This is a genomic window from Stappia sp. G46H5W, from assembly GCF_058448995.1.
Window position 1 is genome coordinate 120,639 of the sequence record NZ_JBZFLL010000005.1, and the last position, 15,543, is coordinate 136,181.

The following is a 15,543-nucleotide window of genomic DNA, read 5'->3' on the forward strand; positions in this document are numbered from 1 at the left end:
CATGTCGAACGCAGGCAGTCGTTCGGAAGTCTCATCAGGCAATGCCGGCGCGGCGCGGCCGGCGGCGGATCGGCTCTTCCGCCGCCTCCCCCTCGACCGCCTCGCGCAGACGTTCGCGGATCGCGTCCTGCCTGCCGATATTGCCGATCTTCTGGCCGGTCAGGTCGGTGACGTAGAACACGTCGACCGCCCGCTCGCCGAAGGTCGCGATATGAGCTGAATTGATGTTGAGATTGAGGCCGGAGATCGCCCGCGTCAGGTCATAGAGCAAGCCGGGCCGGTCGAGACACGAGATTTCCAGCACCGTGTAGCGGTTGGACCAGGAATTGTTGACCAGCACCTCAGTCTCGACGCGGAACGCCTTCACCCGGCCGCGCGATGCCGCCTTGCGGGCAACGCTGTCGGGCAGCCGCTCCTCACCGCGCAGCGCCTTCTCGATCAGCCGGCAGACGCGCTCGCCACGGCGGATCTCGTCGTCATCTCCCGGCAGCTCGCGGGAAATGTAGATCGTGTCGAGGGCGAAACCGTCGGTCGTGGTGTCGATCTGCGCATCGACGATGTTGGCGCCAGCGACGAAACAGGCCCCGGCAATGGTCGACAGCAGCCGCGGGTGGTCGGCCGCCAGCACGGTGATCTCGGTCACCCCCTCGAAGGCGTGGGTGACGACGCGCGAGGAAAAGCCGGTTCCGGCCCGGTCGGCGGCGAGGATCATCTCGGCGTCGGCGATCTTGCGCTCCAGCGGCACCCGCAGCCAATAGGCCGGGTAATGCCGCTCCAGATAGGCGCCGAGTTCTTCCTTGCGCCAGGCGCCCAGCGCCTCGGCCAGTTCGCGCTTGGCCGCCTCGACCCGCATGTCGTGCGGCAGCAGGCTGTGGCCGCCGGTCAGCACGGGCTCGCATTCGTAGTAGAGCGTGCGCAGCAACTGACCCTTCCAGCCGTTGAAGACATTCGGCCCGACGGCGCGGATGTCGGCAACGGTGAGTATCAGCAGAAGCTTCAGCCGCTCGACGCTCTGCACCTCGCGGGCGAAATCCTCGATCGTCTTGCGGTCCGCAAGGTCGCGCGACTGCGCGATCGTGCTCATGTCGAGGTGATGCTCGACCAGCCAGGCGACGGTTTCCGTCTCCGATGGCGTCAGACCGAGGCGCGGACACAGGCGGCGGGCGATGCGCGCACCGGCGATGGAGTGATCCTCCGGTCGGCCCTTGGCGATGTCGTGCAGGAACATGGCGACGAACAGGACCTTGCGGTTCTGGATCGTCTTGATCAGATCGGTGGAGAGCGGATGGTCCTCGCCGGCCTCGCCGCGCTCGATCTCGCCCAGCACACCGATGGAGCGGATGAGATGCTCGTCCACCGTGTAGTGGTGGTACATGGAGAACTGCATCATCGCCACGACCTTGCCGAAGTCGGGCACGAAGCGGCCGAGCACGCCGGTCTCGTTCATCTTGCGCAGCACGGTCTCGGGATCGTTGCGCGAGGTCAGCACCTGCAGGAACAGCCGGTTCGCCTCCGGGTCCTCGCGCACCTGGGTCGTGATGAGCTTCAGCGACCGGCGCACCAGTTTCAGCATTTCCGGGTGCAGCATCACCGCATGACGGTCGGCAATCGCGAAGAGGCGGATCAGGTTCACCGGATCCTTCTCGAACACCGCATCCGAGACGGTGTTCAGGCGCCCCTTGTCGATGACGAAGTCGGGCGTGCCGGTCTGGATCTGGCGGCGTGCGCGCGAGGCGATGCGGTCGATCAGCTTGGATAGCGGCTGCGGCGCCTTGGCATGCTGCTCCTCCAGCGCTGCGCAGAAGATCCGGGTCAGGTCGCCCACATCCTTGGCGACCAGGAAATAGTGCTTCATGAAGCGCTCGACGTCCTTCATCCCCGGATGCTGGGTGTAGCCGAGGCGGACGGCGATCTCGCGCTGGACGTCGAAGGACAGGCGTTCCTCCGCCCTGCCGGTGAGGAAATGCAGGTGGCAGCGCACCGCCCAGAGGAAGTCCTCGCCCTTCTTGAAGCGCTGGAAGTCGGAGCGGGTGAAGACCCCGGCCTTCACCAGACCCGAGCCGGAGCGCACGCGGTAGAAGTACTTGGAGATCCAGAACAGGGTGTTGAGGTCGCGCAGGCCGCCCTTGCCCTCCTTCACGTTGGGCTCGACCAGATAGCGCGAGGTGCCCTGCCGGGTGTGGCGGGCATCGCGCTCGGCGAGCTTGGCGGCAATGAACTCCGGGCCGCTGCCGGCAACGACGCTCTTGTCGAACCGCTCGATCAGTTCGTCGGTCAGCGGCTCCTCGCCCCACACATGGCGCGCTTCCAGCAGCGCGGTGCGGATCGTCATGTCGGTGCGGGCGAGGCGCAGGCACTCGTCGATGTTGCGCGTGGCGTGGCCGACCTTCAGGCCGAGATCCCACAACATGTAAAGAATGTATTCGACGATCTGCTCGCCCCAGGGCGTCTGCTTGTAAGGCAGCAGGAACAGCAGGTCGACGTCCGAGCCCGGCGCCAGGGTGCCCCGGCCATAGCCGCCGACGGCGACGATGGACATGCGTTCGGCCGCGGACGGGTTCTTGACCCGGTAGACGTGGTGGATGGCGAAATCGAAGATCACCCGCAAGATCTCGTCCTGCACATGGCTCAGCCGCTGGGCGCAGAGCGTGCCGCCGCCATCGGCGAAGAGCAGTTCCTCCACGCGGGTGCGCGCATCGCGCATTGCCGTCTTCAGCTCGTTGAGGACATGGCCGCGAACGGTGAGATCGGAACCGTCGCCGTCGCTCGCCGCGGTCAGCGCCGTCAGCCGGTGACGCAGGGCATCGGCGTCGATCAGATCGGCGAACGGGTCGGCGTTACGGACGGGGGTCTTCGGCGTCATCACTTCCAGCGCAGTCCTTCTTGCCGCAGCGTCGCGCGGGCACCATGCCGGCGTGACGCCTTGCCTGCGGCAGCGATTGCGGACCCTACGCCTGCCGCCCGCGCCGCTCAAGGGGCGCAGCAAGAGAACGAAAGTCCGTGCCCGGGACCCTAGATCCGGTCCCGCGCCGCCGCGACGCGCAGTTGATGCAACAGATGGGCCAGACTGTCGCGCGACAGGCCGGAAATTTTCGCCGCCAGCAAATTGGCCAGCTCCGTCGCTTCGGGCTGGAGGCCGGCCGTGTCGATCGACACCTTCGGATCGGAGATCTCGGCGAGGCGCTGCAGCTCCTCCGCCTCGTCCCAGATGACGTTGAAGAACGCGATGATCCGCTGCACCGTGTACCAGGTGGGGCGGCCACGCTTGCCGTGCTCGAGCGCCGACAGATAGGCCGCCGAAACGCCCAGCGCCTCGGCCATTTCCGACAGGGTGATGCCGCGCTTCTTGCGCAGCTCGCGCAGCTTCGCACCGAACGGCGTCATCGTCCCCCCCACTTTCCGCTCTTGCGGATCCTGACATAGAGCGCGCCGCCGCCGCCATGGGCGGCATGCGCCTCCTCGAAACCCACCACCAAGGGGCGGAACTCCGGGAAGGACAGCCATTGCGGCACAACGCGGCGCAGGATGCCGCGCTCGCCGGCCACCGGGCTGCCGCCCGGCGCGCCCTTGCCGGTAATCACGAGAACCAGGGCCGCGCCGCTCGACTGGGCATAGGACAGGAAACCGCGCAGCCGCACATGCGCCTCCGCCTGGGTCAGGCCATGCAGATCGATGCGCATGTCGATGGCGCGGGTGCCGCGGGCGATGCGGCGGCGCTGGCGCGGCTCGAGCGGCGACAGCGGCGGAGGAGACGGCGGGGCGGGCGGGCGCAGCGCGGATGCGCCGGATGAGGCAGGGCCGGCCGGCAGGGCCGCTGTCGGCACCGGGGCAGGCGTTTCGTCCGGCTCGGCGCTGGGGGCCTCGGCGCGCGCACGCCCTCGCGGGGCAATCGGATCGACATCGGCCGTCACCTGCTCCCACAGGCGCCGTTCCTCGGGCGACGGCTGGCGGCCACGGCGCCGGCTCACGGCCTTGCCTCCCGCCCGCGCGGCACGAGCAGCACCATGTCCGCCCGGTGCTGGATGCGGCCGGCCTGTTCTCCAGCTTCCTCGCCCGAGCCGAAGAAGATGTCGCCCCGCGCCGGGCCGACAATGGCCGATCCGGTGTCTTCGGCGATCATCAGCCGGCGGAAAGCTTCGCGCGCGCCCTCCGGGCCGGAGGGAAGATCGGCGGAAACGAAGACCAGCGCCCCATAGGCGTGATGCGCGGCATCGACGGCAAGGCTGCGGCCGGGCAGCAGCGGCAGTCCGGCGGCCCCGACCGGTCCCTCGTGCTCGCCCGCCTCCGTTACCTCGCGAAAGAAGATGTAGGAGCGGTTGCGGCGCAGGACCCCGTCGATCTCGTCGGGGTTTTCGGACAGCCACTTGCGCAGCACCTGCATGGTGACGGTGCCGGGCTCGGCAAGGCCGCGCTCGATCATCACCCGGCCGATGGCGCTGTAGGGGTGCCCGGTCTTGCCGGCATAGCCGACACGCAGGCTGCCGCCTTCGCGCAGGCGAATGCGGGCCGAGCCCTGCACATGGACGTAGAACGCATCGACCGGGTCGGCCAGCCAGACAAGTTCGAGGCCCCGGCCGGCCAGCGCCCCGTCCATGATCGCCCCCCGGTCGGGCGGTGCGACCAGGTGGCCGTTGCCGCTGGAAAAGGCAAAGGGCGCATCCTTGGGCAATCCCTCCGGCGCCGGCCGGCCGGCCAGGGGCACAAGCTCCGGCGGCCGAACCAGAAGCGGCGTGTCGTAGCCGCCGCCCCGGTGACGCGAACCCTTGTACTCGGGCTCGAAATAGCCGGTGACGAAGCCGTCGGCGAGGATGCGGCGCGGCTCGAAGTGCTGTTCCAGGAAGGTGCGAGCCGCCTGCGTCCCGCCGCTGTCGAAGGCGGCCTGTGCCGGCGCGCACAGCCGCGCCAGGTCGGCGGGGAGATCTGCCGCCCGGTCCCGGCAATGGCGCAGGAACGCAGCCAGGGCTGCGCGGTGGTCGTCGCCGGCCCAGCCGGGAAGCTCCGCGAAAGTCAGGGGCGCAGACAGCATGAGGGGTTTTCCGCGCGCCAGAGCCGGGCCCGCCGCAGCGATGCCGGCAAGCAGTGCCGCCGCCAGGCCGGCAGCGCGGGCCATCCGGCCGGCGGCACGCAAGTTACTCGACCGATTCGGTCGCCACCAGACGCCAGTTGGGATCGCGCGACGTCGTATCGCGGGCGAAGGTCCAGATGTCGGTGACTTCGCTGACCGCGTTGGGATCACCGTCGACGATGGCGCCGTTGCGGTCGCGGGTGGCGGAGATCAGCTCCGAACGGAACTTGACGGTGACCTGGGCGGTCGTGCCCTTCAGCGCCGCCTCGACGATGTCCGCCTTTTCGATGCCGACGAAGGTGGACTCGATCGTCTCGCCCCGCGACTCCCGGTCGGAAATCGCCGCGACAAAGCCCTCGTAGACCTCCTTGGAGAGAAGGTTCTTGAGCATCTTGCGGTCGCCATTGGCAAAGGCGGTGACAATCATCTCGTAGGCCGCGCGGGCGCCCTGCAGGAAGCCCTGCGGCTCGAACGAGCGGTCGGCGGACAGGATCTGCCGCAGCGCCTGGTTGAGGGCACTTCCCTCCGGCGCAACCTTGTCGAGGGTCGCGGCCGCCGGCGCCTGGGAGGGGCCGCCCTGGGGGGCCGTCTGTCCGGGCAAGGGGATGACGTTGTCGTCCTGGGCCGGGGCACCGGCGCGGTTGTCGCGCTCGGGCGCCGAATAGGGATCGAAGGGCGGGCGCTCGTTGCCGGTGCGCCGACCAAGCACGCTGCGCAGCCTGAAGAAGATCACGACCGCCAGGACCAGAAAGATGATAGTGGTGATGTCGTTGAACATATGATCCGTTTCACATCCGGCCGGGTGCGTCGCAGACGCGGTCACGGCATTCCGCCCGTCTGGCTTGTTGCGGCATCCGCGGCGGGCCGATACCGGCGGCCCCGCAGGGCAAGCCGCAGCATCGCCCATCGTAGCTTATGTAAGCCCCCTTGAACCAACATCCAGCCTCCAACACAAGTGTCGGACGCAGTTTTCGTCGTCCGATAGCACATAAAGCTCGCATTCGCGTCATTTGGTCCCTAACTGAGGGCGATGTTCCCGCGACGGCATCGCGAGTGCGCGGGATACGGAACCTGAACGCGCAACCCCACGGGACACTGTCACGCACGCCATGCCCATCGGACTGTTCATCCTTCTCGCCATCATCGGCCTCCCCCTTCTCGAGATCCTCGTCTTCATCGAGGTCGGCTCGGAAATCGGCGCGGTGCCGACGGTGCTCCTGACCATCGCGACGGCGGTCGCCGGCAGCTTGATGCTTCGACTGCAGGGCCTGTCGCTGCTGCGGCGCGTGCGCGCCGAGATGGATCGCGGCCAGGTGCCCGGCGAGGATATCATGCAGGGCGCGCTGATCGTCGTCGCCAGCGTGCTGTTGCTGATCCCCGGCTTCCTTACCGATGCGCTCGGCCTGCTGCTTTTCGTGCCGCCGCTGCGGGCGGCCATCGCCCGGATCATGGTGCGCAACGCGCAGGTGACCGTGGTGCGGGCCGGTGCCCGGCGGAAAAGCCAGGGCGAGGGCGTGGTCGATCTCGACCGCGACGACTGGGCGGACCTCGACGACAACGGCAAGGGCGGACCGAACGGCTCCTCGCCGTGGCGGGGAGAGATCGGCGACGGCCGGAACGACCGTTCCTGACGCGCGGCGAGCCGCCTCACCAAATCGTGAGATCGGGTTAACCCGCGATATACCCGCTTTCTGCAAGGTGCCCGCTCGGGGAAGACAAGCAGGAGGCTGGACGACATGACCGGTCGGGAGAGGGACATTGCCGCCGCCAGCGGGCGCGTCGACTGGGTCGACACGGCCAAGGGGCTTTGCATCATCTTCGTCGTGATGATGCATTCGACGCTGGGCGTCGAGAAATCCGCCGGCCTGGAAGGCTGGATGGGACTGGTGGTGGAATTCGCCCGCCCGTTCCGCATGCCGGACTTCTTCATGATCTCGGGCCTGTTCCTGGCGCTGGTCATCGACCGGCCCTGGCGCCGCTATCTCGACCGCAAGGTCGTCCACTTCGCCTATTTCTACGTGCTCTGGCTGACCATCCAGTTCGTGGTCAAGGCGCCGCCGATGGCCGCCGAAACCGGCTGGGGCAGCGTTTTCAGCGAATATCTTCTCGCCTATGTGCAGCCCTTCGGCACGCTGTGGTTCATCTACATGCTGCCGGTAATGTTCGTGGTCACCAAGGTGCTGCACGACCGCGGCGTACCGTGGCAGCTGGTGCTGGCCGCAGCCGCCCTGCTGCAGATCGCCCCGATCTCGACCGGCTCGGTGCTGATCGACGAGTTCAGCTCGCGCTACGTCTATTTCTACGCCGGTTACATCTTCGCCACCCAGGCCTTCGCCCTTGCCGACTGGGCCCGCCGCAACATGACCGTGGGCATCGCCGGCCTGCTGGCCTGGGGCGTCGTCAACGGCCTCCTGGTGTTCAACGGCCTTGCCGACCTGCCCCTGGTCAGCCTGGCGCTCGGCACCGCCGGCGCGCTGGCGGTGATCGTCACTTCGGCGCTGCTGACCCAGGCGGGTGCGTCCGCGCCGCTCGCCTATTGCGGGCGCAACTCCATCGTCATCTATCTCGCCTTCTTCTTCCCCATGGCGGTTACCCGCGTCGTGCTGCTGAAGACAGGCATCATTCCCGATATCGGCACGATCTCCGTGATCGTCACCGCCGCCGGCGTCATCGCCCCGTTGGTGCTGCTGTGGATGATCGAACGCACCGGTTATGGCTGGTTCCTGTTCCGCCGGCCCGGCTGGGCACGGCTGGAGCGCGACCCGCCGCGTCGCCCGGTCGCCCAGGCGGCGGAATGAGACAGGTGAAATAAGCGGGGCAGGGCGCGAGAAGCAGGCTTTTCTCGCGCGGCCAACGCGGGCATGATCCGCGCCATGTCGAATGAAGCCGCCTCCGCCCTCACCGCCGACGACCACCTGATCCTGGTCGACGGCTCCACCTTCATCTTCCGCGCCTATCACGCGCTGCCGCCGCTGACGCGCAAGTCCGACGGCCTGCCGGTCGGCGCGGTCTCCGGCTTCTGCAACATGCTGTGGAAGCTGCTGCAGGAAGGGCTGACGCCGGAGAAGGGCGACGAGCCGACCCATATGGCGGTGATCTTCGACCATTCGGCGAAGACGTTCCGCAACGAGATCTATCCCCAGTACAAGGCCCAGCGCCCGGAGCCGCCGGAGGACCTGATCCCGCAATTCGGGCTGATCCGCGAGGCCACCCGCGCCTTTTCGGTCCATTGCATCGAGCAGGAAGGCTTCGAGGCCGACGACCTGATCGCCACCTATGCCCGTGCGGCGGCGGCGGCGGGCGCGCGCGTCACCATCGCCTCCGGCGACAAGGACCTGATGCAGCTGATCGGTCCGCGCATCGGCATGATCGACACGATGAAGAACAAGATCTTCGGCGAGGCCGAGGTGTTCGAGAAATTCGGCGTCGGTCCGGACAAGGTGATCGAGGTGCAGGCGCTGGCGGGCGACAGCGTCGACAACGTGCCCGGCGTGCCCGGGATCGGCCTGAAGACCGCCGCGCTGCTGGTCAACGAGTTCGGCGACCTGGAAGCCCTGCTGGCCAAGGCCGACACGATCAAGCAGGCCAAGCGCCGCGAGAACCTTATCGCCTTCGCCGACCAGGCGCGCATCTCCAAGCAGCTGGTGACGCTGAAGGAAGACGTGCCGGTCGAGCAGCCGGTCGAGGCGCTGACCGTCAACGGGCTCGACGGCGCCCGCGCCATCGCCTTCCTCAAGGCGATGGAGTTCACCACCCTGACCCGCCGGGTCGGCGAGGTCACCGGCCTCGACATTGCCGGCGTCGAGCCGGCGAACCTTGTCGTGCGCGGCTGGCACGAGCCGGACGGCAAGGGCCGGATGATGGAGGGCGGCCCCGGGGCCCAGCCGGAGAGCGCCGCTCCCGGCAGCGCAGCGCCGACCGTCGGCACGGCGCCGGCACCCGCTGCTGCCGCGGCAAGCGAGGGCGGGCTGTGGCGCCCGCAGGCGGTTGCCGAGGCCGCTGCCGAACGGGCCGTAGCCCAGAAGGTCGACCCGTCCGGCTACGAGACGGTGATGGATCTCGACCGGCTCAAGGCCTGGGTGGCGGAAGCAACCGAGCTCGGCCATGTGGCGGTCGACACGGAAACCACATCGCTCGATGCCATGCAGGCCGATCTCGTCGGCGTGTCGCTGGCGACGCAGCCCGGGCGCGCCTGCTACATCCCGCTCGGCCATGTGGACGGCGAGGGCGACCTCCTGGGCGGCGGCGGGCTGATCCCCGGCCAGATCCCGATGAGCGAGGCGCTCGCCGTGCTCAAGCCGCTGCTGGAGGACCCCGGCGTCCTCAAGATCGCGCAGAACCTCAAATACGATTGGCTGGTGCTGAAGCGCCATGGCATCGAGGTCGCTCCCTTCGACGACACGATGCTGCTCTCCTATGCGCTGGATGCGGGCAAGGGCGGCAACGGCATGGACGCCCTGTCCGAGCGCTGGCTCGGCCATACGCCGATCCCGTTCAAGGAAGTCGCCGGCTCCGGCAAGTCGATGATCACCTTTGACAAGGCGCCGCTCGACAAGGCCTCCGCCTATGCGGCGGAGGATGCGGATGTCACCCTGCGCCTGTGGCAGGTGCTCAAGCCGCGGCTTGCGGCGGAGCACATGGCCGGCGTCTACGAGCGGCTGGAGCGGCCGATGGTGCCGGTGCTCGCCCGCATGGAGGAGCGTGGCATCTCCATCGACCGGCAGATGCTGTCGCGCCTGTCCGGCGATTTCGCACAAGGCATGGCGGCGCTGGAATCCGAGATCCACGAGCTTGCCGGCGAAAGCTTCAACATCGGCAGCCCGAAGCAGCTCGGCGACATCCTGTTCGGAAAGATGGGCCTGCCCGGCGGCAAGAAGACCAAGACCGGCGCCTGGTCGACCTCGGTCTCCGTGCTCGACGACCTGGCAGCCGAAGGGCACGAGCTGCCCTCGCGCATCGTCGAATGGCGGCAGCTTTCCAAGCTCAAGTCCACCTATTCGGACGCGCTGCCCGGTTTCGTCAATCCGCAGACCGGGCGCGTGCACACGTCCTACGCGCTGGCGGCGACGACGACCGGCCGCCTGTCCTCGTCCGAGCCGAACCTGCAGAACATCCCGGTCCGCACCGAAGCGGGCCGCAAGATCCGCAAGGCCTTCGTCGCCGAAAAGGGCATGAAGCTGGTCTCGGCCGACTACAGCCAGATCGAGCTGCGCGTGCTTGCCCACATGGCGGACATCTCCCAGCTCAAGCAGGCCTTTTCCGAAGGGTTGGACATCCACGCGATGACCGCCTCGGAAATGTTCGGCGTGCCGATCGAGGGCATGGACCCGATGGTTCGCCGCCGTGCTAAGGCGATCAATTTCGGCATCATCTACGGCATCTCCGCCTTCGGTCTCGCCGCCCAGCTCGGCATCCCGCGCGGCGAGGCGGCGGAGTACATCTCGACCTATTTCAAGCGCTTCCCGGGCATTCGCGACTACATGGAGGAGACGAAGAAGTTCGTTCATGCCAATGGCTACGTGACGACGATCTTCGGCCGCCGGGCGCATTATCCGGAGGTGAACACCTCCAACCCGAACCACCGCGCCTTCTATGAGCGCGCGGCGATCAACGCGCCGATCCAGGGGTCTGCCGCCGACATCCTGCGCCGGGCGATGGTGCGGATGGAGGACCGGTTGTCGGCCTCAAGGCTTGCCGCCCGCATGCTGCTGCAGGTGCATGACGAGCTGATCTTCGAGGTGCCGGAAGCGGAGGTGGACCCCACCATCGCCCTGGTGCGCGAGGTCATGGAGACGGCGGCCGAGCCGGCGGTCACCCTGTCCGTGCCGCTGCATGTGGACGCCCGCGCGGCGGACAACTGGGACGAGGCGCACTGACGCCCAGGCCCGCGCCCGCCCGGCGGGCGCGGCTCACCCCTCGCGGATGAACCGCTTCTCCACCGCCGAAAGGCCGGCGTCGAGCCGGTCGGCGGCCTCGAACCCGAGGTCGCGCAGCAGTTCGGCCTGGAACGAGCGCGCAAGCGCCACCAGCTCGCCATAGACCTTGGCGCCTTCCTCCGTCAGCTCCAGCTGCTCGGCGCGGCGGTCGGCCTCGTCGGTGGCGCGCGACAGCCAGCCGCGCTTTTCCAGCGCCGCCACCGCGCGGCTCACCTTGGTCTTGTGCATGGTCGAGCGGCGGCCGATCTCGGTCGCCGTGGTGTTGCCGAGCTGACCGAGGATGGCAAAAGTACGCCATTCGGGCCGGCTGATGCCGTAGGTGGCCCGGTAGCGGGCGGCGAAACGCCGGCTGACCAGTTCGGACGCCCTGACCAGGCGGTAGGGCAGAAACTCGTCGAGCAGCAGGCGTCCGGTCATCGCGACCCCCTTTTCGGACAAAATCAGCCGACAGGCTGTTCGCACATTGATAGTTTCAGACAAAACAGTTACACATGCAACTATCAACTGTCTGGATCAGGAGGGATCAGGCATGACGCTTTCGAACACCCCGGCCTATATGCCGGGCTTCGGCAATGATTTCGAGACCGAGGCCCTGCCCGGTGCCCTGCCACAGGGGCAGAACTCGCCCCAGCGCGCACCCTACGGTCTTTATGCCGAGCAGCTGTCCGGCTCGCCGTTCACCGCCCCGCGCGGTACCAACGAGCGGTCCTGGCTCTATCGCATCCGCCCGTCGGTCAAGCATTCCGGCCGTTTCTCGCCCGTCTCCCTGCCCGAGTGGAAGAGCGCGCCGGCGGTCGACGACCATTCGCTGGCGCTCGGCCAGCTGCGCTGGGACCCGGTGCCGATCCCCGAGACGCCGGTGACGTTCCTCACCGGCATGCGCACCATGACCACGGCCGGCGACGTCAACGGCCAGGCCGGCATGGCGAGCCATGTCTATGTCGCCAATACCGACATGGTGGACGAGTATTTCTTCAACGCCGACGGCGAGCTGCTGATCGTGCCGCAGGAAGGCGGGCTGCGCATCGCCACCGAGCTCGGCGTGATGGATGTGGTGCCCAAGGAGATCTGCGTGATCCCGCGCGGCATGGTGTTCCGCGTCGAATTGCTGGACGGCAAGGCGCGCGGCTATGCCTGCGAGAACTACGGCGCCAAGTTCACCCTGCCGGACCGCGGCCCGATCGGCGCCAACTGCCTTGCCAACCCGCGCGACTTCAAGACGCCGGTCGCCTGGTTCGAGGACAAGGAAGGTCCGTGCCGGCTGGTGGTGAAGTGGTGCGGCCGCTTCCACGAGACGAAGCTCGACGCCTCGCCGCTCGACGTGGTCGCCTGGCACGGCAACTACGCGCCCTACAAGTACGACCTCACCACCTACTCGCCGGTCGGCGCGATCCTGTTCGATCACCCCGATCCGTCGATCTTCACGGTGCTGACCGCCCCGTCCGGCGAGGAAGGCACGGCGAATATCGACTTCGTCATCTTCCCCGAGCGCTGGATGGTCGCGGAGCATTCCTTCCGCCCGCCGTGGTACCATCGCAACATCATGTCGGAGTTCATGGGGCTGATCTACGGCCGCTACGACGCCAAGGAGGAAGGCTTCGTGCCCGGCGGCATGAGCCTTCACAACATGATGCTGCCGCACGGACCCGATGCCGACGGCTTCGAGAAGGCGAGCCGCGCCGAGTTGAAGCCGCAGAAGCTGACGGGCACCATGGCGTTCATGTTCGAGACCCGCTTCCCGCAGCACCTCACGCGCTTCGCGGCGGAACTCGACACCCTGCAGGACAACTACCTCGACTGCTGGTCGCAGCTGAAAAAGCGCTTCGACGGCACCCTCGAGGGCAACTGGGACTAAGCCATGAAACTCGCTACACTTCGCGACGGCAGCCGCGACGGCAAGCTCGTCGTCGTCAACTCGTCGCTGACCCGCTGCACCGAGGCCAGCCACATCGCGCCGACGCTGCAGGCCGCCCTCGACAACTGGGACGAAGTCGCACCGAAGCTGGCGACGCTCGCCGAGAGCCTCGAGCATGACGCGGTGCCGAGCCTGCGCTTCCACGAGCACGACGCGCTGTCGCCGTTGCCGCGCGCCTACCAGTGGGCGGACGGTTCGGCCTACGTCAATCACGTGGAGCTGGTCCGCAAGGCGCGCAATGCCGAGATGCCGGCGAGCTTCTGGACCGATCCGCTGATGTATCAGGGCGGCTCGGACGCCTTCCTCGCCCCGCGCGAGCCGATCCGCATGGCCGACGAGGCCTTCGGCATCGACATGGAGGGCGAGGTCGCCGTCATCACCGGCGACGTGCCGATGGGCGCCACGCCCGAGGAGGCCCGCGCGGCCATCCGCCTGGTCATGCTGGTCAACGACGTGTCGCTGCGCGGCCTGATCCCGGCCGAACTCGGCAAGGGTTTCGGCTTCTTCCAGTCCAAGCCCTCTTCCGCCTTCTCGCCGGTCGCGGTGACGCCGGACGAGCTGGGCGAGGCCTGGGACGGCGGCAAGGTGCACCTGCCGCTGCGCGTCGACCTGAACGGTCAGCCCTTCGGCCGGGCCAATGCCGGTGTCGACATGACCTTCGACTTCCCGACCCTGATCGCCCATGCAGCCAAGACCCGTCCGCTGTCGGCCGGCGCCATCGTCGGCTCGGGCACAGTGTCGAACAAGATGGACGGCGGTCCGGGCAAGCCGGTTGCCGAAGGCGGCGTCGGATATTCCTGCATCGCCGAGATCCGCATGATCGAGACCATCGAGGACGGCGCGCCCAAGACGCCGTTCATGCGCTTCGGCGACACGGTGCGGATCGAGATGCAGGACGCGGACGGCCATTCGGTCTTCGGCGCCATCGAGCAGACGGTCGAGAAATACGAGAAGGCCTGAGGCCCCGCACGGGCGCCAATCGAGGGAGGGAGTTCGTGATGAAGACTGTGCGGATGCTTGCGGCAATCGCCGCTCTAGCCCTTGGCACGGCGGCAACGCCGGTGCTGGCCGCCGATGCGACCGAGCCGGTGCGCGCGGTCATGGCGGCAGCGGAGGCCAACTGGGCCGATCCGCCGCAGGACTTCCAGGACTACTTCTCCGAGGAGCGCCTTGCGAGCCTCTACAGCGCCGATCTGGCTGCCCGCTACCGCAAGGCGGCGGACACGCCATCGGCAAAGGAGATGGGCACCCCGCTCGACTGGGATGTCGTCGTCAACGCGCAGGACGGCTGCCCGCTGCAGGACGTCTCCATCGCGCCGGCCGGTCAGGAAAACGGGGCGACGCGCGTCGTCGCCCGCTTCCGTGCCCTGACCTGCTTCGGCTCCGAGGCGGAGTACCAGGGCTTCCAGGAGGCGCATTTCCTCGTCATCGAGGAAGGCGGGCGTGCCGTCATCGACGACATCGTCACGCCGATGGACGGCGAGGCGCAGTCGCTGAAGGACCAGCTCGACATCATCGCCGCGGAGGCCGGCTGAGAGCCGCTCCCTCGGCGGGAGCGGCCGTGCTTCCGCCGACCCAACCCGTTCAAACCAAGAGGATTATCTCCCGTGAGCAAGAAATTCGCCTCCCAGGGCGACATGGCCGAGAAGAAGATCTCCTTCACCGAGATCGGCGAGGGCCTGTGGGCCTTCACCGCCGAAGGCGATCCGAACACCGGCGTCATCATCGGCGATGACAGCGTCATGATCGTCGAGGCGCAGGCCACCCCGCGCCTTGCCGGCAAGGTGATCGAGAAGGTGCGCGAGGTCACCGACAAGCCGATCAGCCATCTGGTGCTGACCCACTACCACGCCGTGCGCGTGCTGGGCGCGGCCGCCTATCAGGCGCCGACGATCATCATGAGCGACAAGGCCCGCTCGATGGTCGCCGAGCGCGGCGCGGAGGACCGCGAGTCCGAGTTCATGCGCTTCCCGCGCCTGTTCCAGGGCTACGAGAATGTCGCCGACATTCCGCCGCTGACCTGGCCGACGACCACCTTCACCGACAAGATGAGCGTCTTCCTCGGCAAGCGCCGCGTCGACCTCAGCTTCCTGGGCCGCGCCCATACGGCCGGGGATATCGTCATCCACGTGCCGGACCAGAACGTCATGTTCACCGGCGATATCGTCGAGTACCACTCCGCCTGCTATTGCGGCGACGGGCATTTCCGCGACTGGCCGGGCACGCTCGAGCGCATCCGCGCCTTCGACGTCGACGCCATCGCGCCGGGCCGAGGCGATGCGCTGGTCGGCAAGGAGATGGTCAACGCGGCGCTCGACGCGACCGCCGATTTCGTCACCTCGACCTTCCGTCCGGTGGCGCAGGTGGCAACGCGCGGCGGCTCGCTGAAGGAAGCCTGGGACGCGGCCCGCGCTTCCTGCGACCCGAAGTTCTCGTCCTACGCCATCTACGAGCACTGCCTGCCGTTCAACGTGGCGCGCGCCTATGACGAGGCGCTCGGCATCGATACCCCGCGCATCTGGACGGCCCAGCGCGACAAGGACATGTGGGAAGCCCTGCAGGGCTGACGACACCCGCCGCCGCGGGATGCGTGCCGGGAGGCGCGCGGTCCGCGGCGGCCTTTTCCG

13 protein-coding genes are annotated in these 15,543 nt (G+C 67.8%); 7 read left to right on the plus strand and 6 right to left on the minus strand.

What is annotated here, in order from left to right:
* Window positions 1-34 precede the first annotated feature (34 nt).
* From ACVJ6E_RS16165 to ACVJ6E_RS16185, 5 genes are all read right to left on the minus strand, one after another.
* Entirely contained in the window at window positions 35-2,863 is a 2,829-nt protein-coding gene (locus ACVJ6E_RS16165) for a [protein-PII] uridylyltransferase (RefSeq protein ID WP_120269855.1), read from the minus strand.
* A gap of 149 nt (window positions 2,864-3,012) precedes the next feature.
* Window positions 3,013-3,384 (minus strand): helix-turn-helix domain-containing protein, encoded by a 372-nt coding sequence (locus ACVJ6E_RS16170; RefSeq protein ID WP_067224598.1) that lies wholly within the window; start codon window positions 3,382-3,384, stop codon window positions 3,013-3,015.
* Window positions 3,381-3,968 carry a Smr/MutS family protein gene (locus tag ACVJ6E_RS16175; RefSeq protein ID WP_120269856.1) on the minus strand — a complete coding sequence of 196 codons (588 nt, stop codon included), beginning with the start codon at window positions 3,966-3,968 and terminating at the stop codon, window positions 3,381-3,383. Before ACVJ6E_RS16175 ends, ACVJ6E_RS16170 begins: the two co-directional genes overlap by 4 nt.
* On the minus strand, window positions 3,965-5,026 hold the full coding sequence (gene mltA / locus ACVJ6E_RS16180; RefSeq protein ID WP_120270197.1) for a murein transglycosylase A: 1,062 nt from the start codon (window positions 5,024-5,026) through the stop codon (window positions 3,965-3,967). The genes ACVJ6E_RS16175 and mltA overlap by 4 nt, the downstream gene beginning before the upstream one ends.
* Before the next feature lie 103 nt (window positions 5,027-5,129).
* The gene (locus tag ACVJ6E_RS16185; RefSeq protein ID WP_120269857.1) at window positions 5,130-5,843 is read right to left on the minus strand and encodes a Tim44/TimA family putative adaptor protein; all 714 of its coding nucleotides are present in this window, start codon (window positions 5,841-5,843) and stop codon (window positions 5,130-5,132) included.
* 331 nt (window positions 5,844-6,174) lie between these two features.
* On the opposite strand from ACVJ6E_RS16185, the gene ACVJ6E_RS16190 reads away from it, so the two are divergent.
* The 3 genes from ACVJ6E_RS16190 to polA all read left to right on the plus strand — a co-directional run bounded on the left by ACVJ6E_RS16190 (window position 6,175) and on the right by polA (window position 10,941).
* Window positions 6,175-6,696 (plus strand): FxsA family protein, encoded by a 522-nt coding sequence (locus ACVJ6E_RS16190; protein ID WP_120269858.1) that lies wholly within the window; start codon window positions 6,175-6,177, stop codon window positions 6,694-6,696.
* A gap of 105 nt (window positions 6,697-6,801) precedes the next feature.
* Complete coding sequence (locus tag ACVJ6E_RS16195) at window positions 6,802-7,863, plus strand: acyltransferase family protein (RefSeq protein ID WP_120269859.1); 1,062 nt, start codon at window positions 6,802-6,804, stop codon at window positions 7,861-7,863.
* A 63-nt stretch (window positions 7,864-7,926) separates the two neighbouring features.
* Entirely contained in the window at window positions 7,927-10,941 is a 3,015-nt protein-coding gene (polA, locus tag ACVJ6E_RS16200; RefSeq protein ID WP_120269860.1) for a DNA polymerase I, read from the plus strand.
* 33 nt (window positions 10,942-10,974) lie between these two features.
* Here the strand turns inward: polA and ACVJ6E_RS16205 are convergent, their stop codons facing one another.
* On the minus strand, window positions 10,975-11,418 hold the full coding sequence (locus tag ACVJ6E_RS16205) for a MarR family winged helix-turn-helix transcriptional regulator (protein ID WP_120269861.1): 444 nt from the start codon (window positions 11,416-11,418) through the stop codon (window positions 10,975-10,977).
* A gap of 112 nt (window positions 11,419-11,530) precedes the next feature.
* Between ACVJ6E_RS16205 and hmgA the strand changes: the two genes are divergently transcribed.
* The 4 genes from hmgA to ACVJ6E_RS16225 all read left to right on the plus strand — a co-directional run bounded on the left by hmgA (window position 11,531) and on the right by ACVJ6E_RS16225 (window position 15,483).
* The gene (gene hmgA, locus ACVJ6E_RS16210; RefSeq protein WP_120269862.1) at window positions 11,531-12,856 is read left to right on the plus strand and encodes a homogentisate 1,2-dioxygenase; all 1,326 of its coding nucleotides are present in this window, start codon (window positions 11,531-11,533) and stop codon (window positions 12,854-12,856) included.
* A gap of 3 nt (window positions 12,857-12,859) precedes the next feature.
* Window positions 12,860-13,876, plus strand: a complete 1,017-nt coding sequence (locus tag ACVJ6E_RS16215) for a fumarylacetoacetate hydrolase family protein (protein WP_120269863.1) — start codon at window positions 12,860-12,862, stop codon at window positions 13,874-13,876.
* A gap of 38 nt (window positions 13,877-13,914) precedes the next feature.
* Window positions 13,915-14,451 (plus strand): hypothetical protein, encoded by a 537-nt coding sequence (locus ACVJ6E_RS16220; RefSeq protein WP_245165619.1) that lies wholly within the window; start codon window positions 13,915-13,917, stop codon window positions 14,449-14,451.
* 72 nt (window positions 14,452-14,523) lie between these two features.
* Window positions 14,524-15,483, plus strand: a complete 960-nt coding sequence (locus ACVJ6E_RS16225; protein ID WP_067224581.1) for an MBL fold metallo-hydrolase — start codon at window positions 14,524-14,526, stop codon at window positions 15,481-15,483.
* Window positions 15,484-15,543 lie beyond the last annotated feature (60 nt).

What these genes read in the sequence shown, in the direction of transcription:
- ACVJ6E_RS16165 (WP_120269855.1), bottom strand. Translation starts at nt 2,863, where the DNA reads ATGACGCCGAAGACCCCCGTCCGTAACGCCGACCCGTTCGCCGATCTG.
- ACVJ6E_RS16170 (WP_067224598.1), bottom strand. Translation starts at nt 3,384, where the DNA reads ATGACGCCGTTCGGTGCGAAGCTGCGCGAGCTGCGCAAGAAGCGCGGC.
- mltA (WP_120270197.1), bottom strand. Translation starts at nt 5,026, where the DNA reads ATGCTGTCTGCGCCCCTGACTTTCGCGGAGCTTCCCGGCTGGGCCGGC.
- ACVJ6E_RS16185 (WP_120269857.1), bottom strand. Translation starts at nt 5,843, where the DNA reads ATGTTCAACGACATCACCACTATCATCTTTCTGGTCCTGGCGGTCGTG.
- ACVJ6E_RS16190 (WP_120269858.1), top strand. Translation starts at nt 6,175, where the DNA reads ATGCCCATCGGACTGTTCATCCTTCTCGCCATCATCGGCCTCCCCCTT.
- ACVJ6E_RS16195 (WP_120269859.1), top strand. Translation starts at nt 6,802, where the DNA reads ATGACCGGTCGGGAGAGGGACATTGCCGCCGCCAGCGGGCGCGTCGAC.
- polA (WP_120269860.1), top strand. Translation starts at nt 7,927, where the DNA reads ATGATCCGCGCCATGTCGAATGAAGCCGCCTCCGCCCTCACCGCCGAC.
- ACVJ6E_RS16205 (WP_120269861.1), bottom strand. Translation starts at nt 11,418, where the DNA reads ATGACCGGACGCCTGCTGCTCGACGAGTTTCTGCCCTACCGCCTGGTC.
- hmgA (WP_120269862.1), top strand. Translation starts at nt 11,531, where the DNA reads ATGACGCTTTCGAACACCCCGGCCTATATGCCGGGCTTCGGCAATGAT.
- ACVJ6E_RS16215 (WP_120269863.1), top strand. Translation starts at nt 12,860, where the DNA reads ATGAAACTCGCTACACTTCGCGACGGCAGCCGCGACGGCAAGCTCGTC.
- ACVJ6E_RS16220 (WP_245165619.1), top strand. Translation starts at nt 13,915, where the DNA reads ATGAAGACTGTGCGGATGCTTGCGGCAATCGCCGCTCTAGCCCTTGGC.